Annotated in this window: 28 protein-coding genes and 1 tRNA gene; 23 read left to right on the top strand and 6 right to left on the bottom strand. The window is 58.4% G+C overall.

The window, feature by feature from the left end; all coding sequences use genetic code 11:
• Positions 1 to 104: 104 nt before the first annotated feature.
• Positions 105 to 245, bottom strand: a complete 141-nt coding sequence (locus tag ACOQOY_RS08860) for a hypothetical protein (RefSeq protein ID WP_420585077.1) — start codon at positions 243 to 245, stop codon at positions 105 to 107.
• Here ACOQOY_RS08860 and ACOQOY_RS08855 point away from each other — a divergent pair.
• From ACOQOY_RS08855 to ACOQOY_RS08845, 3 genes are all read left to right on the top strand, one after another.
• On the top strand, positions 244 to 531 hold the full coding sequence (locus tag ACOQOY_RS08855; protein WP_420585076.1) for an excalibur calcium-binding domain-containing protein: 288 nt from the start codon (positions 244 to 246) through the stop codon (positions 529 to 531). The genes ACOQOY_RS08860 and ACOQOY_RS08855 overlap by 2 nt on opposite strands.
• 98 nt (positions 532 to 629) lie before the next feature.
• A complete protein-coding gene (locus ACOQOY_RS08850) occupies positions 630 to 920 on the top strand; it encodes a hypothetical protein (protein ID WP_420585075.1) in 291 nt (96 codons plus the stop codon).
• Between the two features lie 48 nt (positions 921 to 968).
• Positions 969 to 1,322 (top strand): MmcQ/YjbR family DNA-binding protein, encoded by a 354-nt coding sequence (locus ACOQOY_RS08845; RefSeq protein ID WP_420585074.1) that lies wholly within the window; start codon positions 969 to 971, stop codon positions 1,320 to 1,322.
• On the opposite strand, the gene ACOQOY_RS08840 is transcribed toward ACOQOY_RS08845, so the two are convergent.
• Positions 1,319 to 2,026, bottom strand: coding sequence for an ORF6N domain-containing protein (locus tag ACOQOY_RS08840; RefSeq protein WP_420585073.1), 708 nt, complete (start codon positions 2,024 to 2,026; stop codon positions 1,319 to 1,321). The two genes, ACOQOY_RS08845 and ACOQOY_RS08840, sit on opposite strands and share 4 nt — an antisense overlap.
• A gap of 139 nt (positions 2,027 to 2,165) precedes the next feature.
• On the opposite strand from ACOQOY_RS08840, the gene ACOQOY_RS08835 reads away from it, so the two are divergent.
• Complete coding sequence (locus ACOQOY_RS08835; RefSeq protein WP_420585072.1) at positions 2,166 to 2,714, top strand: NYN domain-containing protein; 549 nt, start codon at positions 2,166 to 2,168, stop codon at positions 2,712 to 2,714.
• 70 nt (positions 2,715 to 2,784) lie between these two features.
• Here the strand turns inward: ACOQOY_RS08835 and ACOQOY_RS08830 are convergent, their stop codons facing one another.
• Positions 2,785 to 3,303, bottom strand: a complete 519-nt coding sequence (locus ACOQOY_RS08830; protein ID WP_420585071.1) for a hypothetical protein — start codon at positions 3,301 to 3,303, stop codon at positions 2,785 to 2,787.
• Positions 3,304 to 3,383: 80 nt separating this feature from the next.
• Positions 3,384 to 5,570 carry an excinuclease ABC subunit UvrB gene (gene uvrB, locus ACOQOY_RS08825; RefSeq protein WP_420585070.1) on the bottom strand — a complete coding sequence of 729 codons (2,187 nt, stop codon included), beginning with the start codon at positions 5,568 to 5,570 and terminating at the stop codon, positions 3,384 to 3,386.
• A 152-nt stretch (positions 5,571 to 5,722) separates the two neighbouring features.
• Here uvrB and ACOQOY_RS08820 point away from each other — a divergent pair, with 152 nt between their 5' ends.
• From ACOQOY_RS08820 to ACOQOY_RS08810, 3 genes are all read left to right on the top strand, one after another.
• On the top strand, positions 5,723 to 6,034 hold the full coding sequence (locus ACOQOY_RS08820; protein WP_420585069.1) for an ETC complex I subunit: 312 nt from the start codon (positions 5,723 to 5,725) through the stop codon (positions 6,032 to 6,034).
• A gap of 1 nt (position 6,035) precedes the next feature.
• Positions 6,036 to 6,512 carry a GNAT family N-acetyltransferase gene (locus ACOQOY_RS08815; protein ID WP_420585068.1) on the top strand — a complete coding sequence of 159 codons (477 nt, stop codon included), beginning with the start codon at positions 6,036 to 6,038 and terminating at the stop codon, positions 6,510 to 6,512.
• A 179-nt stretch (positions 6,513 to 6,691) separates the two neighbouring features.
• Positions 6,692 to 6,769 (top strand) — tRNA-Arg (locus ACOQOY_RS08810).
• 62 nt (positions 6,770 to 6,831) lie between these two features.
• Here ACOQOY_RS08810 and ACOQOY_RS08805 read toward each other — a convergent pair.
• Both ACOQOY_RS08805 and ACOQOY_RS08800 read right to left on the bottom strand, forming a co-directional pair.
• Positions 6,832 to 7,704 carry an amidohydrolase family protein gene (locus tag ACOQOY_RS08805; RefSeq protein WP_420585067.1) on the bottom strand — a complete coding sequence of 291 codons (873 nt, stop codon included), beginning with the start codon at positions 7,702 to 7,704 and terminating at the stop codon, positions 6,832 to 6,834.
• Positions 7,701 to 8,702 (bottom strand): ester cyclase, encoded by a 1,002-nt coding sequence (locus tag ACOQOY_RS08800; protein ID WP_420585066.1) that lies wholly within the window; start codon positions 8,700 to 8,702, stop codon positions 7,701 to 7,703. The genes ACOQOY_RS08805 and ACOQOY_RS08800 overlap by 4 nt, the downstream gene beginning before the upstream one ends.
• A gap of 164 nt (positions 8,703 to 8,866) precedes the next feature.
• On the opposite strand from ACOQOY_RS08800, the gene ACOQOY_RS08795 reads away from it, so the two are divergent.
• From ACOQOY_RS08795 to iolG, 16 genes are all read left to right on the top strand, one after another.
• Positions 8,867 to 9,913, top strand: coding sequence for an ABC transporter ATP-binding protein (locus ACOQOY_RS08795; protein ID WP_420585065.1), 1,047 nt, complete (start codon positions 8,867 to 8,869; stop codon positions 9,911 to 9,913).
• A gap of 75 nt (positions 9,914 to 9,988) precedes the next feature.
• The gene (locus ACOQOY_RS08790) at positions 9,989 to 11,200 is read left to right on the top strand and encodes an ABC transporter substrate-binding protein (RefSeq protein WP_420585064.1); all 1,212 of its coding nucleotides are present in this window, start codon (positions 9,989 to 9,991) and stop codon (positions 11,198 to 11,200) included.
• Between the two features lie 64 nt (positions 11,201 to 11,264).
• Positions 11,265 to 12,287 carry a carbohydrate ABC transporter permease gene (locus ACOQOY_RS08785; RefSeq protein WP_420585063.1) on the top strand — a complete coding sequence of 341 codons (1,023 nt, stop codon included), beginning with the start codon at positions 11,265 to 11,267 and terminating at the stop codon, positions 12,285 to 12,287.
• A 1-nt stretch (position 12,288) separates the two neighbouring features.
• The gene (locus ACOQOY_RS08780) at positions 12,289 to 13,443 is read left to right on the top strand and encodes a carbohydrate ABC transporter permease (protein WP_420585062.1); all 1,155 of its coding nucleotides are present in this window, start codon (positions 12,289 to 12,291) and stop codon (positions 13,441 to 13,443) included.
• A 127-nt stretch (positions 13,444 to 13,570) separates the two neighbouring features.
• A complete protein-coding gene (locus tag ACOQOY_RS08775; protein WP_420585061.1) occupies positions 13,571 to 14,101 on the top strand; it encodes an ester cyclase in 531 nt (176 codons plus the stop codon).
• Between the two features lie 10 nt (positions 14,102 to 14,111).
• The gene (gene hisD, locus ACOQOY_RS08770; RefSeq protein WP_420585060.1) at positions 14,112 to 15,443 is read left to right on the top strand and encodes a histidinol dehydrogenase; all 1,332 of its coding nucleotides are present in this window, start codon (positions 14,112 to 14,114) and stop codon (positions 15,441 to 15,443) included.
• Positions 15,440 to 16,492 carry an ester cyclase gene (locus tag ACOQOY_RS08765; protein ID WP_420585059.1) on the top strand — a complete coding sequence of 351 codons (1,053 nt, stop codon included), beginning with the start codon at positions 15,440 to 15,442 and terminating at the stop codon, positions 16,490 to 16,492. Before hisD ends, ACOQOY_RS08765 begins: the two co-directional genes overlap by 4 nt.
• Positions 16,492 to 17,256, top strand: coding sequence for an SDR family NAD(P)-dependent oxidoreductase (locus tag ACOQOY_RS08760; RefSeq protein WP_420585058.1), 765 nt, complete (start codon positions 16,492 to 16,494; stop codon positions 17,254 to 17,256). Before ACOQOY_RS08765 ends, ACOQOY_RS08760 begins: the two co-directional genes overlap by 1 nt.
• Positions 17,256 to 18,299, top strand: a complete 1,044-nt coding sequence (locus tag ACOQOY_RS08755) for a LacI family DNA-binding transcriptional regulator (RefSeq protein ID WP_420585057.1) — start codon at positions 17,256 to 17,258, stop codon at positions 18,297 to 18,299. The genes ACOQOY_RS08760 and ACOQOY_RS08755 overlap by 1 nt, the downstream gene beginning before the upstream one ends.
• Positions 18,296 to 19,285 carry a nuclear transport factor 2 family protein gene (locus tag ACOQOY_RS08750; RefSeq protein WP_420585056.1) on the top strand — a complete coding sequence of 330 codons (990 nt, stop codon included), beginning with the start codon at positions 18,296 to 18,298 and terminating at the stop codon, positions 19,283 to 19,285. Before ACOQOY_RS08755 ends, ACOQOY_RS08750 begins: the two co-directional genes overlap by 4 nt.
• A gap of 151 nt (positions 19,286 to 19,436) precedes the next feature.
• On the top strand, positions 19,437 to 20,396 hold the full coding sequence (locus ACOQOY_RS08745) for a cupin (RefSeq protein WP_420585055.1): 960 nt from the start codon (positions 19,437 to 19,439) through the stop codon (positions 20,394 to 20,396).
• Positions 20,393 to 20,995 (top strand): class I SAM-dependent methyltransferase, encoded by a 603-nt coding sequence (locus ACOQOY_RS08740; RefSeq protein WP_420585054.1) that lies wholly within the window; start codon positions 20,393 to 20,395, stop codon positions 20,993 to 20,995. Before ACOQOY_RS08745 ends, ACOQOY_RS08740 begins: the two co-directional genes overlap by 4 nt.
• A gap of 10 nt (positions 20,996 to 21,005) precedes the next feature.
• Positions 21,006 to 22,130 carry a cobalamin-independent methionine synthase II family protein gene (locus tag ACOQOY_RS08735; RefSeq protein WP_420585053.1) on the top strand — a complete coding sequence of 375 codons (1,125 nt, stop codon included), beginning with the start codon at positions 21,006 to 21,008 and terminating at the stop codon, positions 22,128 to 22,130.
• A complete protein-coding gene (locus ACOQOY_RS08730) occupies positions 22,127 to 22,822 on the top strand; it encodes an alpha/beta fold hydrolase (protein WP_420585052.1) in 696 nt (231 codons plus the stop codon). Before ACOQOY_RS08735 ends, ACOQOY_RS08730 begins: the two co-directional genes overlap by 4 nt.
• Positions 22,819 to 23,514: an RraA family protein gene (locus ACOQOY_RS08725; protein ID WP_420585051.1), complete on the top strand. Its 696-nt coding sequence runs from the start codon at positions 22,819 to 22,821 to the stop codon at positions 23,512 to 23,514. Before ACOQOY_RS08730 ends, ACOQOY_RS08725 begins: the two co-directional genes overlap by 4 nt.
• 129 nt (positions 23,515 to 23,643) lie before the next feature.
• The gene (iolG, locus tag ACOQOY_RS08720) at positions 23,644 to 24,657 is read left to right on the top strand and encodes an inositol 2-dehydrogenase (protein ID WP_420585050.1); all 1,014 of its coding nucleotides are present in this window, start codon (positions 23,644 to 23,646) and stop codon (positions 24,655 to 24,657) included.
• Positions 24,658 to 24,779: the final 122 nt, after the last annotated feature.

Below are 24,779 nucleotides of genomic sequence, written 5' to 3'. Positions count from 1 at the left end.
CATTCCCGGAACGGATGTATTCAAGCCTATGTAACGATAGCGATACGATATGTCTGGTGCGAGTGATTGTCGAAGGGCGGTCTCGGTTTCGCCACAAATCCGGTTTAAGCGCAAAGCATGCCGCCCCAAAAGCAAGCAACCAGCACCCGCCCGATCAGGCCGAGCACCGAACGGCGCAGGAAACGCGCCGAAGCCACGCGCAAACGGGCGCTGTCACCGGTACGGATACTGATGATGGTTCTCATGCTACCCATAACGATTGCTGCTATCGCCGCGGGTATCTATATCCGGGTATCCGAGTTTGAGCGTGAAGCCGCGCTTGTCCACCTGATCGCTCTGGCCGGGTGCCAGACCATTGAAACTCTTGTGCCGGGGCCGTTTTACGCCGGAGGCCCGGGCTATCACCCGCGCAATGACCCTGACCGAGACGGGGTGGCCTGTGGCACACCAGCCCCGTCCGAACCGCAGTCCGCACAGCCACAGACATCAGCACCACGCGCGGTCGGAAACGCCAAGTTTCTGCGACCCTGATCGCCCGGGGCAGAGAATCTGCGGTCCTATGTTATACTCCGCGGCAGGCCGTTCAGGCCGTCATTGGGGGATTTCACCCGGAAAGAGGGAGAAAAGACATGTTTGCACGTATTACTCAGTTCAAAATGAAGCCCGGCATGCGGGATGCGGCCGAGGCAAAGATGAACGAACTCAAAGACCAGATCATGGGCATGGATGGCATGCACAGCTTTACCAACGTCATGAACGAAGACGGCACGGGTTTTGTCGTTGCGGTTGTCCAGAACGAAGAGACCTCAAATGCCAACGCGCCCAAAGTGGCCGAGCTTTGGGGGCATTTCGCCGAGTTCCTCGAAGGCCCGCCATCGCCCGCCGGGTTCGACGTGGTTGTCCATTGGGACAAGGGGTAAGCCCCGGCGCTGCTTGCTTTATTTCGATCAATCGCCAATGTTTGGGCGATGACGCGTGATGAATTCAACACTTTCTGTGCCAGCCTCAAAGCCACATCTCATGTGGTGCAATGGGGTAATGCGGATGTGTGGAAGGTCGGCGGCAAGGTCTTTGCGATCTGTGGCTGGAACGACGGCAGTGACGCCTTTACCTTCAAGGCCACCGATCTGGCGTTTGAGGTGCTGGGTGATGAGCCCGGCATCCGCCCAGCGCCCTATCTGGCCTCGCGCGGTATGAAATGGTTGGAGGTCTATGAGGAACGCGGGATGAGCGATGCATCTCTGCGCGACCATATCGTGACGTCTTATGATCTGGTCGTGTGTAAGCTGACCAAAAAGCTGCGGGCGGAGTTAGGCGTTTAGCCCTTCATCGCGGCCAGTAGTTCCAGCAGCCGTTTGCGATCATCGTCGTCGGCATAATCGCCGGTGGCCAGACGTTGCGCGATGCTCAGGCGCAGACGTTCATGCTGGGTGCGGACCTCTTCCCCGGCGGTCTCGGCGAGGGTCTTCATGATCGCGGCCACGGCCTGTTGACGCTTGGTTGTGGGGTTGGCGATGTAATCGACAAGGCTCTGCTGTCCGGAATCGAGGATGTTCTCGGCCAGATCACGCAACTGCGCGCCATTGGGCAGCAACGGGGCAGGGGCATCCTCGGGCGGCAGGATTTCCGGCACGCTGCGCGGGGTCTCGGCCAGCGCATTCGCACCGTCGACAAAGGCTTCGGTGATCATCCGGGTGATCTTGATCGCGCGCGGGTCCTTGAACAGGGCCGAGGCGATGGCCACGCCGTAATCGGTATAGACCCACGGATTGACCCGCCGCCCGCCGCGACCCTTGGGTTTTGAGATCACATTCTGTGATTGCAAATCGGCGACCTCGGCATCGGTGAGTTGAAAGCGATAACCCTCGAACAGGTCCTTGTTGCGCGAGACAGCCTGATTGAAGGCGCTGACGGATTTTCCATAGAACTGCGCCAAATCCTCAGCCATCACCACGCGGGTGCCACGCACCCGGTGAATGGCGCTATGGATTTCATGCGTACTGGGCAGGTTATTGGGTTTCGTCATGGCAACCGTTTGGAATCACAATTTGTGATTTCAAACGTGGCGGAGAGGGCACTGGGCTGCAAGCTTGAATCAAGAATGAAGCAACCAAGGGAAAATCCTTTGTATTGCAGCGCCCTGTGAGTTTGCTATCAATCCAAGGATGATTGGACTGTCTCTTTTTCTTCTTTTCTCTATTGGTATCACGTTTTGGTCGGTCGCCACATTCGGCCCGGTCTTGACGCTTCCGTTGCTCTGCGGGGCAGCAGGAATTGTATTGGCTACTATACTGCTGCTTCGCCTCAAGCTTCGGAGGCGGGTTAAATGGGTCGTGGTTGACGGTTCCAACGTGCTTTATTGGTCGGACAATAAGCCAGCTTTGCATTCTGTTCGGCTGGTGATTGAAAAGCTGTGTTCGGATGGATTCGAGCCCATACTGTGGTTCGATGCGAATGTCGGCTACTTGGTCACGGGTAAATACATGAACCCCACCCAATTGTCGAAAGCGCTTCGATATCCGGCGCGGCGCATTTCAATTGCACCGAAAGGTATCCCTGCTGACCCGTTGGTCATCAAAGACGCGACAAAGTTGAGGGCTCGAATAGTCACCAACGACAGATTCAGAGACTGGCAAGAGCATTTTCCTCAAGTGGATCAGCAAGACGTGTTCGTGCGGGGGCGCATCAAGGGCAAACAGGTGATCTTGAGGTAGATTGCTGATGCACTTCTGGGCTCGCATTCCCAGCCCGCTGCAACAGTATGCCAGCCGTAAATCACCTGAACTATTTCACGCGCAGGGCGGATTTGAGGTCTTCGATTGCTGTAATCTGTGACTGCGACAATTGTTCTCCAGCCAAGGGCATCAACATCTCTTGCAAACGATCCCACGATTGCCCTGTATCAATCTTTTTCAACCGCCTCCCCAGGCGCATAACCGCATTTGCGGGCCCATTGCACTGGGTCATCAGCCAGCGGCCAAGGACCTCCATTTCTTGCGCCTCTTCCTCGGAACATCGCAGCTTTGAACGCAGGAGGACATGCAATCGCTGGCGTAGTTCTGCGGTTGGCAGGTCATCCAGTTCAATAAAGGCCTGAGCGATCGCACAGAGCGCTATGCGCTCATCGTCAATCCCTTCGACGGGGTGTGCGTTGGCCACCCGGCGAAAGGCGAGTTTTCTGGGGGCATTCTTAATGGTCGTCGCAACGTCTTGGGCGGTGTCGAGCGCTTCTCTGGGGTTGTTGCGGATCCACCACCAAATGGCACCACCAACAGCGGACAGGATGAGAATAACAATTGGCAAATCAATGATCTCCGGCAGTATTTCCTGAAAGGATCATTCAACGCTTTGTCCCAGATTGCAACTATCAGTTGCGCGGCTGGTCATCGCTTCCGCCGCTTCACATTCCCACCTCTCTGCCCCGGCCTGCCTGCCGTTGACCGTCCGCGCGATTTCACTGCGTCTTCCGAGGCTTTCTCGACCGCCCATTGCCGCGCCATGGGGTCGTCGGCGACGGCCAGATCGACCGCTTCCAGACGTTTGATCTCATCGCGGATGTTGGCGGCCTCTTCGAATTCCAGGTTCTCGGCGGCTTTGCGCATTTGGTCGCGCAACCCGTCCAGATGGGCCTCAAGGTTTGCGCCGTGCATCGGTTTGTCGATGGTTGCGGTGACGCGGTTCATGTCGACGTCGCCTTCGTAGAGACCGGCCAGAACGTCCTCGACATTCTTTTTCACGGTCTCGGGGGTGATGCCGTGTTCCTGATTATAGGCGAGCTGTTTGGCGCGGCGGCGGTTGGTCTCGTTCAGGGCGCGTTCCATCGAGCCGGTGATCTTGTCGGCATACATGATCACCCGGCCATCAGCGTTTCGCGCGGCGCGGCCGATGGTCTGGATCAGTGAGGTTTCCGAGCGCAGGAAGCCTTCTTTGTCCGCGTCCAGAATGGCGACCAACCCGCATTCGGGGATGTCGAGCCCCTCGCGCAGCAGGTTGATGCCGACCAGTACGTCAAAGGCCCCCAGCCGCAAGTCGCGCAGGATTTCGATGCGTTCCAGCGTGTCGATGTCCGAGTGCATGTAGCGGACTTTTATGCCCTGTTCGTGCAGGTATTCGGTCAGGTCCTCGGCCATGCGTTTGGTCAGCGTTGTGACCAGCGTGCGGAAGCCGTTGGCGGCGACTTTGCGCACCTCGTCCAGCAAGTCGTCCACCTGCATGGAGACGGGGCGGATTTCGACCTCGGGGTCCAGAAGGCCGGTGGGGCGGATGACCTGTTCGGTGAAAACGCCGCCGGTCTGTTCGATCTCCCACTTGGCCGGGGTGGCCGAGACGAAGACGGATTGTGGGCGCATGGCGTCCCATTCCTCGAATTTGAGGGGGCGGTTGTCCATGCAGGACGGCAGGCGGAACCCGTGCTCGGCCAGCGTGAATTTGCGACGGTAGTCGCCCCGGTACATGCCGCCGATCTGCGGGACTGAGACGTGGGATTCATCCGCGAAGACGATGGCATTGTCAGGGATGAATTCGAACAGGGTCGGGGGCGGTTCACCCGGTGCGCGACCGGTCAGATAGCGCGAGTAGTTCTCGATCCCGTTGCAGACGCCGGTGGCCTCGAGCATCTCAAGGTCGAAGTTGGTGCGTTGTTCCAGCCGTTGCGCTTCCAGCAATTTGCCCTCGCCGACCAATTGGTCCAGCCGGATGCGCAGTTCCTTTTTAATGCCGATGATCGCCTGTTGCATGGTCGGCTTGGGCGTCACGTAGTGCGAGTTCGCATAGACCCGGACCTGTTCCATCGTCGCGGCGCGTTCGCCCGTCAGCGGGTCGAATTCGGTGATCTGTTCCAGTTCTTCGCCGAAGAAGGACAGCTTCCAGGCGCGGTCTTCAAGGTGAGCCGGCCAGATTTCCAAGGAATCCCCGCGTACACGAAACGAACCACGCTGAAATGCCTGATCATTGCGCCGGTATTGCTGCGCCACAAGATCGGCCATCACCTGCCGCTGGTCGTATTCGTTGCCGACCTTCAGGTCCTGCGTCATCGCCCCGTAGGTCTCGACCGAGCCGATGCCGTAGATGCAGGACACCGAGGCCACGATGATCACATCGTCCCGTTCCAGCAGCGCCCGCGTGGCCGAGTGGCGCATCCGGTCGATCTGTTCGTTGATCTGCGATTCCTTCTCAATGTAGGTGTCCGAGCGCGGCACATAGGCCTCGGGCTGGTAGTAGTCATAGTAGGACACGAAGTACTCGACTGAGTTATCGGGGAAGAAGCCTTTGAACTCTCCGTACAATTGCGCGGCCAGCGTCTTATTCGGCGCAAGGATGATGGCGGGGCGCTGAGTTTCCTCAATCACCTTGGCCATGGTGAAGGTCTTACCCGTCCCGGTCGCGCCCAGCAGGACCTGATCACGCTCACCGTCCCGCACGCCGCCGGCCAGTTCCGTGATCGCGGTTGGCTGATCGCCTGCGGGCGAAAACTCGGTGTGCATCACGAACTGCTTGCCACCCTCCAGTTTCAGGCGGGCGCGCACGTCCTCGGCAGTCAGCTGGGTCTTGTCGGAATGAGCGTATGGCATCAGGGGGATTCCTTTCGGGCCTGATTTTGATCTGTTTTTGTTCTTGTTCAAGGGGGCATTTCCAAACCCTTGAATTGCGACAAATGCGGACTTGTCCACGCCGCCCGCCTGACGCATAAACAAGCACAGCCAAGTGAGTACGGAGAGGCGACATGCGCGCACGGATTTACCAGCCTTCGCGAAACGCGATGACCTCGGGGATGGCCAAGACCCGCAAGTGGGTTCTGGAATTCGCCCCCGCGTCGGCGCGTGAGGTGGATCCGCTGATGGGCTGGACCTCGTCCAACGATACGCAGACTCAGGTGCGCCTGAAGTTCGACACCAAGGAAGAGGCGCTGGACTACGCCAAGGACAACGGCATCGACGCACAGGTCAGCGAGCCGCACAAGCGCAAACCCAACCTGCGCGCCCGCGGCTATGGCGAAAACTTCGCCACTGATCGGCGCAGCCCCTGGACCCACTAAATTGATCGACATTCGCGAGGCCGACCCAACCTCGGACGCGTTGCGTCCGGTGGTCGAGGCGCATTTTGCCCATAGCGAAACCGCCGGGCCTGCGGAAAGCAACCACACCATGGATGCCGAGGCATTGGCCGGGCCGGGTATCCGGTTCTGGGCCATGTGCGAAGGGGGGCAGCCGATTGGGTGTGGCGCGCTAAAAGCGCTGCCGGATGGCACGGCCGAGGTGAAATCCGTACATATTCTGGAACAGGTTCGGGGGCGTGGTTTGGCGCGCAGGATGATGGAGCATCTGGCACAATTGGCCCGGTCCGAGGGCATCTTGGCGCTGGTTCTGGAAACCGGAGCCGCGCATCTGCCTGAATATGACGCGGCGCGCAAATTGTACGAAAGGTTGGGATATTCCTATTGCGGCCCGATCTTCGGATATGAGCCTGACCCAAACAGCGCCTTCATGCGCTTGAACCTCGAACCCCACCCCTAAGAACCGCAAGAAAAGAAGGGTTGTTTTTCAACTCAATCGGATAGAACAGGCCCAGATGCTTGTGTGCTGCCGGTTTGGGGCAAAGCATTGTAATAATTGAAGATGTTGCGGGTGTGATTTCCGCCCCCAAGCCAAGTTGACAATCCAAACGATTTCACTGATACAGCCTAGACTTGAGTGGGCCGTTAGCTCAGCTGGATTAGAGCAGGGAACTTCTAATTCTCAGGTCGGGGGTTCGAGTCCTCCACGGCTCGCCAATTCTCCAAACGCTTTTGACGCCAGAGCTGGGATCAATATCCCGTGCTTGTAAGAGTTTTCACTAGCCAATGCGATAGAAGCGTTTTGCCGTGTTCCTGAATACATCTTCTTGATCTGAGTTCGGCGCGAGTTCCTGATGCCGGGAAACAAGATCCGCGTAAGTGGATGTCAGACTGTCGACCGGGAAGTTTGATCCGAACATACATCGTTCAGCGCCAAACTGTGACAGGCAGGTTGAAACGATCGGCGCGACGCTCTCTGCGCTCCAGTTGTGATCGAACATTCCAAGGCCGGAGAGTTTGCAACAGACATGCGGCAGGCTTGATAAAGCGGTCAATTCATCTGCCCACCTTTGCAAACCTTGCGGCGTCCGGTCGTATGGCGAGCCTGCATGGCACAGCGCGATTTGGGTTTCCGGAGCCTGCGCAAATACATCAGCGGCATCGCTTATGAGTTCGGGCAGAAGTTGCAGGTCAAAAGAAAGGCCGCGGGTTCCAAGTTGCTTCAGGCCAGCCAAAAACTCCGGGGACTTCAGCAGTGAGTTTGTGCCAGTTGAGGCGTCCTCGCCCGGCGCACGGCCAATAATCTGGCGAACGCCGCGCACCGATGGCAGGGTTTGGAGGCGGTCGAGCTGGGAACCCAAGTCGGTAGCGGTCAGATCACAGAAAGCCACCTGTACCAACGGCCAGTCAGGGAACTGAGCGGCAACAGACTGCACCCATTGCGCCTCGGCCCAGGGGTCAGCGGCACCGACCTGAATGTGCACCGAAGCGCCAAAACCCAGTGCTTCGGCATCAGCACGAAACTCGGGCAGCAGATAGTTCCGCTGGATCGAAGAGGGATCGCCGAAGAACCGGACGGCGCCTTTCTCCATCAGCCAGGGATAGTTCACGGCGGATAGGTCCCACAGGTGGTGGTGAGCATCAATTTTCATGGGGTTTCGATCCCTGTGGCCCGCCCCAGAATATCAACGCCTTGCCCTTTCCAGAAATGAAGCAGGTCGATGAAAATCCAGTTTTCGGCCAGTTTGTCACCTGCGCGGCGATAGATGTCGATAACCCTGAATTCGCCGGATTTGTCCGTCGCGGGCATTCCCATGAACCCGCCTGATGGCGTCGCCGTGAAGTTGGGCCAGCCGAAGAAGCCGCCATAATGCCCCTCGGCCATGCGGCAGATATGCTTGGTCTTTGATCGGTCTTTGAATGCGGCACGGAAGGGGCCAGAGTGCTGCTTGGCATAACGTGCAATCGTGTAGGTCGCGCCGATCCCCTCGGGTCCCCACCACAGCATGTCCTGATGCCACGTCCGGGCCAGCTCATCCTCAAGCGACAATCCGCTATCCCACTGGCCCAGATCGGCGATCATCGCATTGATGAGGGCCAGTGTCTTCGCACCCTCTTCAGCGGGCTGTTCGCTCAACAGCAGTCCATCATGGGGCCTTGGTCCAGGCTGCACCACATGCGCCGCTGTCTGAGGGGGGAACGGGTTCTGTCCGGCCTGCACCATCAGGTGGGGAATGTCGAAATACATCGCTGTATCCACAATCTTGCCGCCCGCAACCTTGTAGAAGGCGCAATAGCGCAGAAACGCCAGCTTGCCGGTCGGGCGAATGCCCAGCCAGGGTCGGTCAAACAGCCCCATCAAATGCCCCATGGCCGCGACCCAGACATCCCCTTCTGCATCCAGAGAATTCTGCCCCGCAAACAGGATGTCCACGCGGTTCTGCAGACTGGTTAGACTGCTTTTCAGGGGCTGCCAGAACTGTTGGGCAACCTGTTCCGCACCGCAGATTTGATTAAAGGGGTGAAAGCCACGCCAGACCAAATCAGCGTCGCAGAATTGGGTCATGATCTTTGGGGTTTCCTGCTCGGACGCGGCATCCAGAGCGGTGTGGAACCCGGAGACGAGTTTTTTCTCGGTTTGGAAGTTCACGGAATTTGCCATTTTTATCAGTGTTGTGCGCCCGATTTCCGGACGGCGTGAGTCGGGTGTTCGCCTTAGTTTTGCATACGTATGCAAAAAAGTCTTGCCTGATTTGATATATGCGAATTACAGTTTTGCAAACGTATGCAAAACGATTCCTTGCAGGGGGCACCATGGCGGAAATTCAATTGCGGAACGTCGGCAAGCGCTGGGGCTCATTCGTTGGGGTTCACAACTTCGACCTGACAATCGCGGATCGCGAGTTTCTGGTCCTGCTTGGCCCATCGGGCTGCGGCAAGACCACCACGATGCGGATGATCGCTGGACTTGAGGATGTGACCGAGGGAGAAATCCTGGTCGACGGCAACGTGGTCAATGACCTCGAACCCAAAGACCGCGACGTTGCGATGGTGTTCCAGAGCTATGCGCTCTATCCCAATATGAACGTTTACGAGAACATCCGCTTCCCTCTGAAGGTCCGTGGTATCGACCCGTCGACCCATGACGAGAAAGTGCGGCGCGCCAGCGCTATGGTGGAACTGGACGATTTCCTGCACCGCAAGCCCGCCGAACTGTCCGGCGGTCAGCGACAGCGTGTGGCGCTGGCCCGCGCCATCGTGCGCGAACCCAACGTGTTCCTGATGGATGAACCGCTGTCGAACCTGGATGCCAAACTGCGGGTGTCTACTCGGGCGCAGATCAAGAACCTCAGCCATGAACTGGCAGTGACGACGATCTATGTGACCCACGACCAGATCGAGGCGATGACGCTGGCTGACCGTGTTGTGGTGATGAAACAGGGCGTGGTGCAACAAGTGGGCAGCCCGACCGAAATCTATGACCGGCCAGCGAATACTTTCGTGGCCAGCTTTATCGGCTCGCCTGCGATGAACCTGATGGATGGCGAAGTTTCGGGCGGAGTGTTCCGCGCTGAACATGTGGCTATCCCGGTGGATGCGCCGGACGGGCCGATGACGCTGGGATTCCGGGCCGAGGATGCCAGCCTCGCCGAAGGACAGGGCCAAATCACCGCGCCGATCTACACGCTGGAACTGCTTGGCGATGCGACCATGATCTCGGTCCGGGTCGGCGGCGCGCTGGTTTCGGTCAAAGCCGACAAAGCCTTCCGTGCCGAGATCGGCGAGTCCGTCTCATTCTCGGTGCCAACAGAAATCTGTCACCTCTTTGAAGCTGAAAGCGGTGCGCGGATCGGGGAATAACCCCACAAACAGCCCAAACGGGCTTAACAGCGGTCCGGACGTCGACGACGGACCGATCCTGACAGGGAGAAACGCATGAAACTCAAGACACTCCTTATGGCTGGTGCCATGTCCATCGGCGCCACTGGCGCGTGGGCAGACTGTGCCTTTGAAAATGATGTTCCATTGAAATCGCTGTCTGCGGGCTTTGAAGCCTGGAAGGCGGTTACTGACGCAATGGCGGAATGTGGCAATTTCAGCGCGTCGCTGGATCAGGAATTCCGCGAGAAACAGCCCGAGGCTTTTGCCGCTGATCCGGCGCTGTATCAGATCGGCGGTGTGTCCAACGCCACGCTGGTGCCGTTGTTGAACGCGGGTACCATTCGCCCGCTGGACGATCTGGTCGAGAAGTACGGCCAGGACCTGCTGCCCAACCAGCTGATCAAGGTGGATGGCAAGACCATGGCGATCGCAATGATGGTGAACGCCCAGCACCTGATGTATCGCGATGATGTTCTGGCCGAGCTGGGTATTGATGAGCCCAAATCATACGACGACGTTCTGGCTGCCGCGGCAAAGATCAAAGACGCGGGCCTTATGGACTATCCGATCGGTGGCACGTTCAAGACCGGTTGGAACCTGGGCCAGGAATTCGTGAACATGTACCTCGGCGAAGGCGGTTCGTTCTTTGGCGATGGCAACATGCCTGCGATCAACAATGATCAGGGTGTGGCCGCGCTTGAGACCATGAAGGCCATGACCGAGTACATGGATCCGGAATATCTGGTTTCCGACTCGACCTATGTTCAGCAGCAGTTCCAGCAGGGCAAAATCGCGATGGCAAACCTCTGGGCCAGCCGCGCGGCGGCGATGAACGACGAGGCCGAAAGCCAGGTTGTCGGCAAGGTTACAATGGCCGCTGCCCCGATGGGTTCAGCAGTACCGGCGACGACCATCTGGTGGGATGGCATCGTGCTGGCGACGAACATGTCGGATGAAGAGGCCGATGCCGCCTTCCGCGTCGCGCTTGAGGGCATGGACGGTGACATGGTCAGTGCCAACAATGACGTCGCTGTCTGGCTCAGCCCGTCCTATTCCGCCGGTGATCTGGCGGCAGGCGCGGCTGCATCTGCGCAAGCGGGAGCCAAGGCGTACCCGGCATCCGGACCGATGGGCATCATGCACACCGCGTTGGGGAATGGGCTGGCAGATTATCTGACTGGTGCCAAAGACGCGCAGACAACTCTGGCGGACATCGAAGCCGATTATATCACGGCCGCGAAAGAAGCCGGTCTGATCAGCAACTGATCCAATTGCAGGAGGGGGCGGCCCCTCCTGCACCCTCTCTGAGAACCATGAGAAAGGCAGAGCCATGAATTTCCGGACATTTGCCGCTTTTGTCGGCCCGTCTGTCTTTATGATGCTTCTCTTTATCGCTTTCCCACTGGTCAGCGTGTTCAAACAAAGCTTCTACGTCACCCAGCCGATCTATGAGACGGTTGAAAAAGAGACCTGCACACCCGGCTTCCTGACACAGACCTGTGTAACCGAGCAGGTTTCGCAGCCAAAGCTGGATGAGCATGGCGAGATCATCACGCAAACCGAATATGTCGGGCTGCAAAGCTACCGCAATGTTCTGGAACCGGAACGGGCATGGCGGGCCATAAGCGACGGCAGCTGGCAGGTGCTTTCGACGATCAACTTCTGGAAGGCCCTGCGGTTCACGCTAACGTTCACGTTGATTACTCTGCCGCTGGTCGTTGGGTGTGGTCTAGGAATTGCTATTCTGATCAACAACGCGGCGCGATCCATCCGGGGGCCTGTGATCTTTATCTCGTTGCTGCCGTTCATTATCACACCGGTGATTGGTGTGCTGTCGATCAATTGGCTGTTCCGCGGCGACGGCATCCTGACCGCGATGATGGAATGGTGGCTGAACCGCGATATCGCCCTGTTCGCGCAGGCGTGGACCATCGAGGTTCTTATGATGCTGTACCGAGTCTGGCACGTGGCCCCGTTTGCAGCGATCATCTTCTATGCCGGTCTGCAAACGGTCAATCAGGACAGTTTGGAAAGTGCGGTGATTGACGGCGCGACCCGCTGGCAGCGACTGAAGTACATTGTGATCCCGCATCTGATGCCATTGATCATCTTTGTGGCGATGATCCACCTTATGGACAGCTACCGCGTCTTCGAAGAGATCGTTGGTTTCTCAAGCCAGGGCTATGTCATCTCGCTGCAATGGCTGACATTCGACTATCTGACCCCGGATCAGGCCGGCAACCGGTCGATCAGCCGGGCCTCGGCCAACTCGATGCTGACCATGATCGGCGTTGTCATCCTTCTTATCCTGCCTCTGCGCCGCACGTGGCGCGATCACAAAGGAGGTCACTGATTTGTCCTCGCGCGCGCTTCGCCAGCCCTTCAGCCTGCGGCTGACCTCGAACGTCTTTCTGGCAATCTGGTGCCTGATCGCAGCCTTCCCGATCTTCTGGATCGTGGTGATGAGCTTCAAGTCACCGGTCGATGCCTTCGACAGCAATGCGTTGAACGTGATCTTTGGCCCCGCAACGCTGGGGGGCGGCAAAGGCCTTTCGCTGCTGGATATCATTCTGGGTATCGGGGTAATCTGGGCGACGATTGTGATCTCGACCAAAACTCTGCCTTCGATGGTAAAATCATATTCGAAGCCTGGGCAGGAGTGGTTCGGATGGGTCGTCGGTGTTCTGGCCGTCCTGATAGGCTTTCTTGTGGTCTTCTTTGTCATCCTGCCAGCCGTTCTGGGCGTTCTGAAGCCATGGTTCGGACCCTTGGGGCGGGATGTGTTGGGCCTGACGACGGAACACTACAAGACCGTCTGGATTGATCGTGGGTTTTCCAACAACTTCAAGAACTCGCTGATCGTGACAACGGGCGTGGTGACTGTGTCGCTGACTGTTGGCACACTGGCGGGCTATGGTCTTGCGCGTTCGGGTTCGACCTTTGCGTTCTGGATCCTGATTGTCGCGCTGGTCTTCCGTGCATTGCCGCACTCGGTGCTTGTCGCGGGCTATCTGCCGGTCTTTATCAACTCGGCCGAATGGCTTGCGCCGATCCTTGGGGAAAATGCGCCGACGCTCTATGGCAAACCCTTTGCGGTGATTGCGGTTCTGGTGGCCATCAACCAACCCTTCACCATCTGGATGCTGCGGTCCTTCTTTCAGAACATCCCGGCAGAGCTGGACGAGGCCGCCCGCGTTGACGGATGCAGCCATTTCCAGGCGTTCCGCCGTGTCATCATGCCGGTGATGTGGCCGGGGGTTATCACGACGGGCCTGTTCAGCTTTTTGCTGGCCTATAACGATTTTCTTGTCACCGCATTGCTGCTGGACGCGCAGAACCAGACCATGGTTCCCGCCATTGTCGGTATGTTCAACCGCGAAACCACTACGACCGATCAGGTCGTCGCCGTGGCCGCCGCTGTGTCCATTACCGCTCCGTTGATCTTTCTTGTGCTGATCTTCCAGCGCCAGATCGTCAGTGGTCTGACAGCCGGGGCGGTCAAAGGCTGATGAGCAATCATGCCCGACATAACGCCATGTCGCGCCACCCGGCGCTGAACAGGATGCCGAGGGATTTTCTGAGCATTGGGGGGCTGAACTCTGATCTCACCCTCCGGCACTCTGAAAGGACAAAGACATGAAAGGCTCTCGCCCCGAACAGGCGGTTCTGACCCGCGACACGGACCTTAATAAAACCGAAGACACTCGCCGTGTGATTGAAACCATGGTCGACGGTCTGAATGACCATCGCATCGACGATATTGGCGAGTTTTTCGCCAGTGGCTTTCGCTGGATGGGCAATCAGGGCTGCGGCACCAAGACCGGCCTGAAAGAGTTCCAGGACAACTGGCAGCGCCCGTTTCAGGCCGCGTTTTCGGACAAGATCTGCATCGACGAGGCGCGTCTGTATATGGGCGAATGGGCGGCTGCCTTTGGCCGTCAGGAAGCCACCCATTCGGGTGAGTTTCTGGGCATCGCCCCGACCGGCAAGCGCGTCGAGATCCGCTACATGGACTTCTGGAAAGTTGTCGACGGCAAGATCGTCGACAACTGGGTGAATGTCGATTTTGCCCATGTTGCCGCTCAGCTGGGCGTGGACCTGTTCAATGGCCAAGGCTGGGAAGCATTTGACCGGGGGGAAAAGGCTCCGCCCCGGCCCGAAAACTGAGGATTGAAAAATGGCAATCGAGTATCTCAAACGCGGTAAGTCTGACGCTGACCGGGCTGAAGACGACGCCAAAACCCGCGCTGTGGTCGAAGCGACACTGAAAGACATCGAAACCCGCGGCGACACCGCCGTGCGCGAGCTGAGCGAGAAGTTCGACAACTACTCGCCCGAGTCCTTCCGGCTGTCGCAGGAGCAGATTGACGATCTGATAGGTCAGCTGACCGATCGTGAACTGGCGGATATCAAGTTCGCGCAAGAGCAAGTGCGCAACTTCGCACAGGCACAGCGCGACTCCATGCTGGATATCGAGGTCGAAACGCTGCCGGGCGTCATTCTGGGCCACAAAAACATCCCCGTGCAGTCGGTGGGGTGCTATGTCCCCGGCGGGAAGTTCCCGATGGTGGCCTCGGCGCATATGTCGGTTGCGACGGCCTCGGTCGCGGGCGTGCCGCGCATCATCGCTTGTACGCCTCCGTTCAATGGCAAGCCCAACCCGGCGGTGATTGCGGCGATGCATTTGGGTGGCGCGCATGAGATTTATGTTATGGGCGGTATTCAGGCCATCGGCGCGATGGCGCTGGGGACGGAGACCATTGACCCGGTGCATATGCTGGTCGGCCCCGGCAACGCCTTTGTGGCTGAGGCCAAGCGCCAACTCTTTGGCCGCGTTGGCATCGACCTGTTCGCTGGTCCGACCGAGACGATGGTCATCGCGGATGAGACCGCAGCCGACGCAGAACTTTGCGCGACCGATCTGCTGGGTCAGGCCGAGCATGGCTATAACAGCCCCTGCGTCCTGCTGACCAACTCACGCAAACTGGCCGAGGAAACTCTGTCTGAGGTAGACCGCCTGTTGGGCATTTTGCCGACTGCGGGTACGGCAAAAGTGTCGTGGGACGAGTATGGCGAAGTGATCGTCTGCGATACCTATGATGAGATGCTGAAGGTCGCCGATGACATCGCGTCCGAGCATGTTCAGGTGATGACAGATCGCGATGACTGGTTCCTTGAGAAAATGACCTGCTATGGCGCGCTGTTTCTAGGGCCGCGGACCAATGTCTCGAACGGCGACAAGGTGATCGGTACCAATCACACGCTGCCGACGAAAAAGGCCGGGCGCTATACCGGTGGTCTTTGGGTGGGTAAATATCTGAAAACACACAGCTATCAGAAGGTTCTGACCGATGAGGCGGCGACGCTGGTCGGCGAATATGGCTCGCGTCTGTGCATGTTGGAAGGTTTTGTTGGCCACGCCGAACAGTGCAATATCCGCGTGCGCCGCTACGGCGGGATCAATGTGCCATATGGCGAGCCTGCCCCTTACCGGGACGCTGCTGAATGAGTGACAGGCATACGCAGCACAAGGCCCTGATTGCTCCGCTCAGGGCCGCGATGTACGACTTTTCCGAGGCCGGTGTCCGTAAGGCGCTGGCCGAGGTTACGACTCCGGAAGCGATATTCCACCTGTGCCACCCGTTTGGCGACAGCACCGGCAGCGATGCTTTCTACGACTGCGCCTATAAGGACCTGCTGACCGCATGGCCCGATCTGGAGCGACGCGACTATATCGTCATGGCCGGACCGGATGAGGATGGGGCCGATTGGGTCGGTTGTGGGGGGTACTATACCGGAACCTTCACTGGTCCTTGGCTGGACATCCCGCCGACCGGTCATCAGGCCACCATGCGGTTCCACGAGTTTTTCCGCTTTGTGGACGGCAAGGTCGTTGAGGTTCAGGCGCTCTGGGATATCCCCGAGGTGATGATGCAGGCGAACGCCTGGCCGATGGCGCCCAGCCTTGGCCACGAATGGCATGTGCCTGGGCCAGCCACGCAGGACGGGTTCGTGCCTGGCCCCTATGACGCGGCCAAGGGAAAGGCGACCTGCCAGCACATCATCGACATGTTGGAACACCTCAAGAAGCACCCTTCGCAAGGCGGCCCCGAGGTGATGGAGATGGAACGCTTCTGGCATCCACGCATGAACTGGTACGGGCCTTCGGGTATCGGCACCGGGCGCGGTTATGCAGGGTTCCGCAACTGGCACCAAATTCCGTTCCTGAACGGTATGCCGGATCGCGGGCAATATGTGGATGACATTACCTATCACTTCTTTGGAGACGGCGAGTACGCTGCGGTGACCGGCTGGCCCAACATGATCCAGACCGTGACCCATGATGGTTGGCTTGGGATCGCGCCTTCTGGCAAGAAGATCACCATGCGAAGCCTCGATTTCTGGCGACTCGAAAACGGGCGCATTCGGGAAAACTGGGTTCTGGTTGATCTTCTGGATGCGTATCGGCAGCTTGGCGTTGACGTCTTCGCCCGTCTGCGGGAATTCAATAAGGCCCGCAATCTGGGCCGCATTGAAACGCCTGATGGAATGAGCTGATGACAGACCTGCCCCGCACCCCTTCGTTTTCGCTGAACGGCAAAACTGCCCTTGTGACCGGAGCGTCCTCGGGCATCGGGCAGGGCTGCGCTGTCGCTCTGGCCGAGGCCGGGGCGCATGTGGTTTGCTCGGCGCGCGGGGCAGATCGTTTGGCCGAGACCGTCGCGGCGTTGCAGGGGCAGGGCTGGTCGGCTGAGGCAGCGGTTGTGGATCAGGGCGATCTGGACGCCTTGCAGCAGCTTTTTAAAGGGCGGGCTTTTGACGTCGTGGTGAACTCGGCCGGAACCGCGCGCCACAGTGCAGCGATTGAAACCACGCCCGAGGATTTTGATGCGGTCACGGATGTGAACTTGCGCTCGGCCTATTTCCTGTCGGCCTATGCAGCCAAGGCGTTGATGGCGGCGGGCAAGCCGGGCTCGATCATCCACATCTCCAGCCAGATGGGCCATGTCGGCGGTGTCGACCGGGCGCTGTACTGTGCGACTAAACATGGGCTTGAGGGTATGGTCAAAGCCATGGCGATCGAATGGGGCAAGCGGCGCATTCGCATCAACACGGTCTGCCCGACCTTCATCCGTACACCCCTGACGCAATCGACCTTCGATAACCCAGAACGCGCCGCGTGGATCATGGAGAAGATCAAGCTGGATCGCGTGGGTGAGGTTGAGGACATCATGGGCGCTGTTACCTATCTGGCCTCGGATGCTTCTGCGCTCGTCACTGGCACGTCGATGCTGATCGACGGCGGATGGACGGCAGACTGATGGCTGAGAAAGTCACTTCCCTGCAGGTCGCCCAACTCGCCGGAGTCAGCCAATCGGCGGTCAGCCGCGTGTTCACCCCCGGCGCATCGGTGAGCAAAAAAACCGAAGAGAAAGTGCGCAAAGCTGCTGCCGAGCTGGGCTATCGCCCCAATGTTCTGGCCCGCGCGATGGTGTCGGGCAAAAGCCGCATTATTGGCTTGGTGGTCGGGTATCTGGACAACTACTTCTATCCCGAGGCGCTTGAGAAACTCTCGAACGCGTTGCAGGAGCAGGGCTATCATGTACTGATCTTCATGGCCTCACGCTCGGCCGGGAATATCGACGACGTAATGGATGAAATCCTCGACTACCAAGTGGATGGGGTCATTCTGGCCTCGGTCCCGATGTCGTCGGATATCGCTATGCGGTGTCAGCAGGCTGGGGTGCCGGTGGTGCTGTTTAACCGGAGCCAGGATATCGAAGGCATCACCACGGTCACTTCCGACAACTATGCTGGCGGCCGCAAAGTGGCCGAGTTTCTGGTGGCCGGTGGCCATAAACGAATTGCCTATATCGCGGGTTGGCAGGGTGCTTCGACCCAGCGGGATCGCGAGGCCGGGTTTCGCGCCGCGTTGGCAGAGGCCGGTCAAGAGGTCTATGCCCATGATGTGGGCGATTTCCATACCGAGAATGCCCGTGCAGCTGCGCGCCGGATGTTTGACGTTGCACCGGTTCAACGCCCCGACGCGGTGTTTGTCGCCAACGACCATATGGCGTTGGCAGTGATGGATGTGATCCGTTTCGAACTTGGCCTGCTTGTGCCCGAGGATGTCTCGGTCGTGGGCTATGACGACGTGCCGCCTGCCGGGTGGCCTGCCTATAATCTGACAACGATCCGGCAACGGGCCAACATGATGGTGGCCGAAACTGTTGCCGCCCTTTTTGAACATATCGACACCCCCGACGCAGCCGAGCCGCGTAAAGTGGCCATTGACGGGCCGCTGGTCGTGCGCACCTCGGCCCGGTTGCCCAAAGGGTGGACCCCACAAAGGACTGAGACATGAAAGGCTTCGATCCGAAGTTCCGGGATTTTCCGGATTATATCATCGGTATCACCAAAGAGATCTGGGAAGACCGGGGTATCGCCACGCTGCATGACTATTACAGCAAGGATATCGTCGTGCGCTCGCCCGGTTCAGTGGTGCTGGGCAACCAGAACGTCATCGGCGCGACTATGGCAACGCTGGCCGAGTTTCCTGACCGTCAACTGCTGGGAGAGGATGTGATCTGGTCCGGCTCGCCGGAAGACGGGATGCTGAGCTCTCACCGCATCATTTCGACCGCGACGCATCTGGCCGAGGGCGTTTACGGTAAACCCACCGGTACCAAGCTGCGTTATCGGATTCTGGCCGACTGCCATGCGATCGACAACCAGATCAATGATGAATGGCTGATCCGCGATCAGGGTGCCATCGTGCGCCAGATGGGCTGGGACCCTAAAGAATACGCCGCCGATCTGATCGCGCGGGAAGGCGGCCCCGCGAACTGTGTCAAACCGCTGACGCCTGAGATCGATCAACCAGGCCCCTACAAGGGCACCGGTAACGACAATGAATGGGGTCAGCGTTACGCGGATATCCTGACCCGGATCATGAATGCCGATATGGGCGTGATTGAGGGTGAGTATGACCGCGCAGTGCAGTCAGAATATGTAGGCGGCGTGACCGGCCATGGCTGGGACGCGGTGGATCGGTTCTGGATGGGCTTGCGCGCCAGCTTCCCGAATGCCGAGTTCAAGATCGAACACCAGATTGGCCGCGATGACCCGAACATGCCGCCCCGTGCCGCGATCCGCTGGAGCCTTTGGGGCAAACATGACGGTTGGGGCGCCTTTGGCGCGCCGACTGGCGCGCAGGTCTATGTTCTGGGCATCAGCCACGGCGAGTTTGGTGAGTTGATCAGTGGCCAGCCGCAATTGCGCCGGGAATACACACTGTTCGATGAAACCTCGGTCTGGAAACAGATCCTTTTGCAGAGTGGAGAGGGCTGAGTGACCGCGATGGTCTCATCCCTGAACGCCAGTCAGACGGCGCGGCGCTATCACACGCATCGTGCCTCGTTGCGCGCGCGGCGTCTGAACAACCGACCTCCCGGGGGGACGGGATTGATCCCATAACCCGCATTTTCAAGGAGACACGTTCATGAGCACCATCCAACAACGCATCGTCCGCTATGGCGAGCTGCAACCCTGCAAAACCGCCTTTATCGACGCGCATACGCCCGGCAGCGACCAGAAAGAGAACTTCACCATCATCGGCGGCGGCGTTTCGGAGTCGCCTGATCAACACGTCCACATCACCGATAAAGTCGGCTTTAACATCGGCGCGGCGGGGCAGCCTCCGAAATGCCGCAACTCATTGCACAGCCACACGACGGCCGAGGTGTTCTTTGTCGCCAAAGGTCGCTGGCGGTTCTTCTGGGGTCGCTATGGCACCGCCGGAGAGTTCATTGCCGAAGAGGGCGATATCTTCAACATTCCCACTGGCATATTCCGCGGCTTTGAGAACGTTGGTCAGGACTACGGCATGATCATGTCGATCCTCGGCGGTGACGATGCAGGTGGTGGTGTCACATGGGCGCCGCAGGTCATCGAGGATGCGCAGGCGCATGGGCTGATGCTGGGCGACAACGGTGTTTTATACGACTCGAAAAAGGGACAGGAGCTGCCGCATAATGTGCGCCCGATGCCTCTGCTCACCGACGAGCAGCTAAAGGATTACCCTGAAGTGCCGATTGAGGACGTTATCGGAAAATACGTCGCAAGGTATTGGGATTTGATGGCGTTGTCGGCCAACAAGCCCGCGCAAGTGATCGGCGAGAATGGGATGATCAAGGACAAACCCGGGTTCGAGGTCGATTTCCTCGGGCGCGGGTCCTGTGTGACCGAAGCGATTGTCGCAAAGAAACCTGTGGTCCTGATGCCCGCAAGTGGCCATTGGCTTGTTTCGATTGACGGTCATGAAACCACATTGTCCACCGGTGACACGGCTTTGGTTCTGCCCAATGAAGCATATAGTGTAAAACCCTCGATGACCGGGCAGGCGGGCCTGTACCGGATCACCGCAACCGATGACCCGGCAGGAGCCACCTGGACAGGATGAGCGCGGACCCAAAGGACACCCATGCCGTTTATGAACGGCAGGCGACGGAATACGACAAACGTCGCTCCAAGGCCTTGTTCGAGGCGCGCTGGCTGGCGCGCTTCACTGCCAGCCTAAAGCCGGGTGAGCATGTGCTGGACCTGGGCTGCGGCACAGGCGATCCGATTGCACGCTGGTTCATGGCCGAGGGGTTTGCAGTAACGGGTGTCGACTTTGCCGAGGCGATGCTGGCCATTGCCCGCGACCGTTGGCCAGACGGGGATTGGCGGTGCGCCGATATGCGGGACTTTGAACTGGATCAACAGTTCGATGGTATCATCGCGTGGAACAGCTTTTACCATCTGACAGCCGATGAGCAAAAGGCTTGTATCGCCCGTATGTCGCGACATCTGCGGCCCGGGGGAATGCTGATGCTGACCGTGGGACCGCGTGCCGGCGAGGAAAGCGGTTCGGTCGGAGCGGAACGTGTCTTTCATGCTTCGCTATCCCCGGCTGGATATGCTGGGTGTCTTGAGGAAAACGGACTGTTGATGACCGGGTTTCTGGCCGAAGACCCCGAAACCCAGAGCCATACAGTCCTGATGGCACGAAAACTCTAAGGAGGCCCCTATGACCGTCAAAACCACACATGTTGGGTCTCTGCCCCGAGCGCAGGATGTCGTGGATTTCATATTTGCGCGCGAAAACGATGAACCATATGAAGTGCCTGCGTTTGACACCTGCATGAGCGATGCGGTCTCTGAAACAGTGCGCAAACAGGTTCAAGCCGGTGTCGACATAGTCAGCGACGGCGAAACGTCGAAGATCTCTTACGCAACCTATGTCAAGGATCGCTACACCGGGTTTTCGGGTGACAGTCCCCGAAATGCGCCGGCGGACTTGAAGATGTTTCCCAGCTTTCTGCAACGGCTGGCCGATGACGGCGGCACGCCGCAATACGCACGTCCGATGTGTACAGGCGATGTGCGATCAAAGGGGCAAGACGAGCTGAAGAAGGACATTGCCAACCTCAAAGCCGCCATGGCGCAGCACGGGGCCGAGCGGGGTTTTATGAACGCCGCGTCTCCCGGCGTGATCTCGCTGTTTTTGCAAAACGATTTCTATCCCACGCGCGAAGCCTATTTGGCGGCTCTGGCGGACGCAATGAAAGAGGAATACGAAACCATCGTAGCCTCGGGTTTGGATCTGCAACTGGATTGCCCCGACTTGGCCTTGTCGCGCCATATGCTGTTCACCGACCTCACGGACGACGAATTCATCAAGATCGCCAACTTACATGTCGAGGCGCTGAACCACGCACTCCAAGACGTTCCACAGGATCGCGTGCGTGTGCATATCTGCTGGGGCAACTACGAGGGTCCGCATTGCTGTGACATCGCGATGGACAAGGTTTTCACCACCCTAATGGCGACCAAATCGCGTTATGTCCTGTTTGAGACGTCGAACCCGCGGCATGCCCATGAATGGACGGTGTTCCGCGACCGCAAGTCTGAGATTCCTGATGACAAGGTTTTGGTGCCCGGCGTGGTCGACACCACCACCAATTTCGTCGAACACCCTGAACTCGTGGCCCAGCGGATTGAGCGTTTTACTGGGATCGTTGGAGCGGACCGGGTGATCGCAGGCAGCGATTGCGGCTTTGGAACCTTTGCAGGCTTTGGCGCGGTCGATCCGCAGATTGCTTACGCCAAGCTGGCAACCCTGTCCGAAGGGGCAAAGCTGGCTACGCCATGATCCCTTTGATCCTATTACCTGGCATGATGTGCGATGCGCGTCTGTTTGGCCCTCAGATAGAGGCGTTGTCGAGCTTGATGCCCATCATGAGCTTTCCACTGGGCCGACACGAAACCGTCGAGGCCTTGGCCGCTGACATCCTGCAAAACGCGCCACCGGTCTTTGCCCTGGCGGGCTTGTCGATGGGCGGGATTGTCGCCATGGAGGTGCTGCGTCAGGCCCCCGAGCGTGTGTCGCGTCTGGCGCTGCTTGATACAAACCCGCTGGCTGAGATGCCCGAAGTAAAGGCCCGCCGTGCGCCTCAGATGGCTGCCGTTCAAGACGGTCGCCTGTGGCAAGTGATGCGGGAAGAGATGAAGCCCAATTATCTGGCCGAGGGCCCTCAGCAGGGGGCTATTCTAGATCTGTGCATGGCGATGGCTGTTGATTTGGGCCCGGACGTTTTTCTGCGTCAGTCCCGGGCGCTCATGGATCGCCCTGACCAACGCGCCACCCTTGCCGCCTATTCAGGCAAGGCGCTGGTTCTGTGCGGACGAGAAGACGGGCTTTGCCCGGTGGAACGGCATCAACTGATGCATGATCTGCTACCCGACAGCACTCTGCAAATTATCGAAGGGGCAGGTCACTTGCCCACATTGGAACAACCAAAGGAAACAACAGCGGCTTTGGCCCGCTGGCTGGAGGACACATGACACCGTCCCTTTTATCTTTGCTCCGCAAGGTCGACACGCCAACGGTGTGCAATGCCATCGAAGTGGCGCAAGGCAAACGGGGGTTCGACAGGTTTACGCGCGGCACCATGCTGTGTTCTGCCCCTGATGAACCCGCAATCGTCGGCTATGCCCGCACGGCCAAGATTGCAGCCGTCAATCCACCGACCGAGCCGCCTGACGTCATCAAAACGCGGCGTATGGCCTATTACAAATACATGGCCGAAGCGTCGGGCCCGTCAGTCGCAGTGATCGAAGATCTGGATTATCCAGATTGCATTGGCGCTTATTGGGGTGAGATCAACACGACGGTCCATAAGGGGTTCGGTGTGTCCGGTGTCGTTACCAATGGGGTCATGCGCGATCTCGGGGACTTGCCCGAAGGTTTCCCGGTTGTCGCCGGGTCCATCGGGCCGAGCCACGGCTTCGTCCACATACGCGAGATTGATACTCAGGTTTCCGTTTTTGGCCTGACAGTCAGCCCCGGCGAATTGATTCACGCCGACCGTCATGGCGCGTTGGTTGTGCCAGAGGATGTCGTTGATCATTTGGAGGCTGCGATACAAAAGCTCCTGACGACAGAACGCATTGTCTTGGACGCCGCCCGTAAGCCGGGCTTTGATTTCGAAATGTTCGAAACCGCTTGGACTGCCTTTGAAAAAGCCAGAACCTGATTGCGGGTCGAGTTGATCACAATAACGGCGCATTGAGTTTGCCGCGCTGGGAACCCTTATTGAAAAAATTCTTGCAACCGGTTGCAAAGAGACTCATGGTATCCTCAATTTTAGAATCGGGAGAACCGCATGCTCAGAATCGGATTGCTTGGGGCCGGGCGTATCGGGCGGGTGCATGCTCAGGCCATTGCCGCGCATCCTCACAGCCAGCTCTGTGCCGTTTCTGACGCAATTGCCGATGCGGCGGAAGGCCTTGCCGCTGAACATGGGGCAACGGCCCGCGATTCCATGGAGATCATCGCTGATCCATCTATTGATGCAGTGCTGATCGCAACGCCAACGGACACCCATTCTGACCTGATTGAGGCTGCGACGGCAGCTGGTAAGGCCGTTCTTTGCGAAAAACCGGTTGATCTTAGCCTTGAACGGGCGATGGCATGTCAGGCGGCGGCAGCGGAAACCGGCCAACCAGTGATGGTTGGGTTCAACCGGCGATTTGACCCCAGCTTTACCGCTCTGAAATCCGCAGCTGAGGGGGGAGAGATTGGCAAGCCAGAGCTGCTGTCGATCACTTCTTTCGACCCAGCCCCACCGCCTGTCAATTACATTAAAGTCTCGGGCGGGTTGTTCCGGGATATGATGATCCACGATTTCGACATGGCGAACTATCTCATGGGGCAGTTGCCGGTGCAGATTTCCGCTGTCGGCACCGCAATCGTCGACCCTGAGATCGGGCGCGCGGGTGACGTGGATACAGCTGTTGTTACAATGACTTATGCAGATGGTATGATCGCTGTGATCAAGAACTCACGGCGGGCTGTCTACGGCTATGATCAGCGGATTGAGATGCTGGGATCGGACGGGTTGCTACAGGCCCACAACATTCTGGAAAACGCGGTAGTGAAGTCGACGGCCAATGGTGTCACCGGTGCAAAGCCCACATATTTTTTCCTGGAACGCTATATGCCTGCATATCGCGCGGAATGGGACGCGTTTGTGAAAGCCGTCCAGGGGGAAACCGCGATGCCAGTGACGCTTGGAGACGGTGTTGCCGCCCTCGCCATGGCCGAGGCCGCGACCCGTTCGGCGCAGTCCGGTCAGCCTGTAGCCATGGCAGATGTTTTGAAACCGGTTGCAAAATGAGTCGATATACGGAAACTGGGAACAGCTCCGTCAGCTTCCGGAGTGGAGGAGATTCGGTCCGTCCGAATGATTGGGGCTGAGACCCCGGCAAAAAAGACAAACTGTTCTTATGGGAGGAAACC

The sequence above is a fragment of the Ruegeria sp. genome, assembly GCF_965221235.1.
Taxonomy (GTDB): domain Bacteria; phylum Pseudomonadota; class Alphaproteobacteria; order Rhodobacterales; family Rhodobacteraceae; genus Ruegeria.
Note: the sequence above shows the minus strand (reverse complement) of the source record. Positions and strands in the feature narration are given on the sequence as shown.

Coding starts and splice junctions, on each gene's coding strand:
- ACOQOY_RS08725 (WP_420585051.1), top strand. CDS start 22,819: ATGACACCGTCCCTTTTATCTTTGCTCCGCAAGGTCGACACGCCAACG.
- ACOQOY_RS08790 (WP_420585064.1), top strand. CDS start 9,989: ATGAAACTCAAGACACTCCTTATGGCTGGTGCCATGTCCATCGGCGCC.
- ACOQOY_RS08735 (WP_420585053.1), top strand. CDS start 21,006: ATGACCGTCAAAACCACACATGTTGGGTCTCTGCCCCGAGCGCAGGAT.
- iolG (WP_420585050.1), top strand. CDS start 23,644: ATGCTCAGAATCGGATTGCTTGGGGCCGGGCGTATCGGGCGGGTGCAT.
- ACOQOY_RS08775 (WP_420585061.1), top strand. CDS start 13,571: ATGAAAGGCTCTCGCCCCGAACAGGCGGTTCTGACCCGCGACACGGAC.
- ACOQOY_RS08765 (WP_420585059.1), top strand. CDS start 15,440: ATGAGTGACAGGCATACGCAGCACAAGGCCCTGATTGCTCCGCTCAGG.
- ACOQOY_RS08745 (WP_420585055.1), top strand. CDS start 19,437: ATGAGCACCATCCAACAACGCATCGTCCGCTATGGCGAGCTGCAACCC.
- uvrB (WP_420585070.1), bottom strand. CDS start 5,570: ATGCCATACGCTCATTCCGACAAGACCCAGCTGACTGCCGAGGACGTG.
- ACOQOY_RS08755 (WP_420585057.1), top strand. CDS start 17,256: ATGGCTGAGAAAGTCACTTCCCTGCAGGTCGCCCAACTCGCCGGAGTC.
- ACOQOY_RS08820 (WP_420585069.1), top strand. CDS start 5,723: ATGCGCGCACGGATTTACCAGCCTTCGCGAAACGCGATGACCTCGGGG.
- ACOQOY_RS08795 (WP_420585065.1), top strand. CDS start 8,867: ATGGCGGAAATTCAATTGCGGAACGTCGGCAAGCGCTGGGGCTCATTC.
- ACOQOY_RS08840 (WP_420585073.1), bottom strand. CDS start 2,026: ATGACGAAACCCAATAACCTGCCCAGTACGCATGAAATCCATAGCGCC.
- ACOQOY_RS08760 (WP_420585058.1), top strand. CDS start 16,492: ATGACAGACCTGCCCCGCACCCCTTCGTTTTCGCTGAACGGCAAAACT.
- ACOQOY_RS08850 (WP_420585075.1), top strand. CDS start 630: ATGTTTGCACGTATTACTCAGTTCAAAATGAAGCCCGGCATGCGGGAT.
- ACOQOY_RS08730 (WP_420585052.1), top strand. CDS start 22,127: ATGATCCCTTTGATCCTATTACCTGGCATGATGTGCGATGCGCGTCTG.
- ACOQOY_RS08750 (WP_420585056.1), top strand. CDS start 18,296: ATGAAAGGCTTCGATCCGAAGTTCCGGGATTTTCCGGATTATATCATC.
- ACOQOY_RS08855 (WP_420585076.1), top strand. CDS start 244: ATGCTACCCATAACGATTGCTGCTATCGCCGCGGGTATCTATATCCGG.
- ACOQOY_RS08805 (WP_420585067.1), bottom strand. CDS start 7,704: ATGAAAATTGATGCTCACCACCACCTGTGGGACCTATCCGCCGTGAAC.
- ACOQOY_RS08785 (WP_420585063.1), top strand. CDS start 11,265: ATGAATTTCCGGACATTTGCCGCTTTTGTCGGCCCGTCTGTCTTTATG.
- ACOQOY_RS08845 (WP_420585074.1), top strand. CDS start 969: ATGACGCGTGATGAATTCAACACTTTCTGTGCCAGCCTCAAAGCCACA.
- ACOQOY_RS08835 (WP_420585072.1), top strand. CDS start 2,166: ATGATTGGACTGTCTCTTTTTCTTCTTTTCTCTATTGGTATCACGTTT.
- ACOQOY_RS08860 (WP_420585077.1), bottom strand. CDS start 245: ATGAGAACCATCATCAGTATCCGTACCGGTGACAGCGCCCGTTTGCGC.
- hisD (WP_420585060.1), top strand. CDS start 14,112: ATGGCAATCGAGTATCTCAAACGCGGTAAGTCTGACGCTGACCGGGCT.
- ACOQOY_RS08740 (WP_420585054.1), top strand. CDS start 20,393: ATGAGCGCGGACCCAAAGGACACCCATGCCGTTTATGAACGGCAGGCG.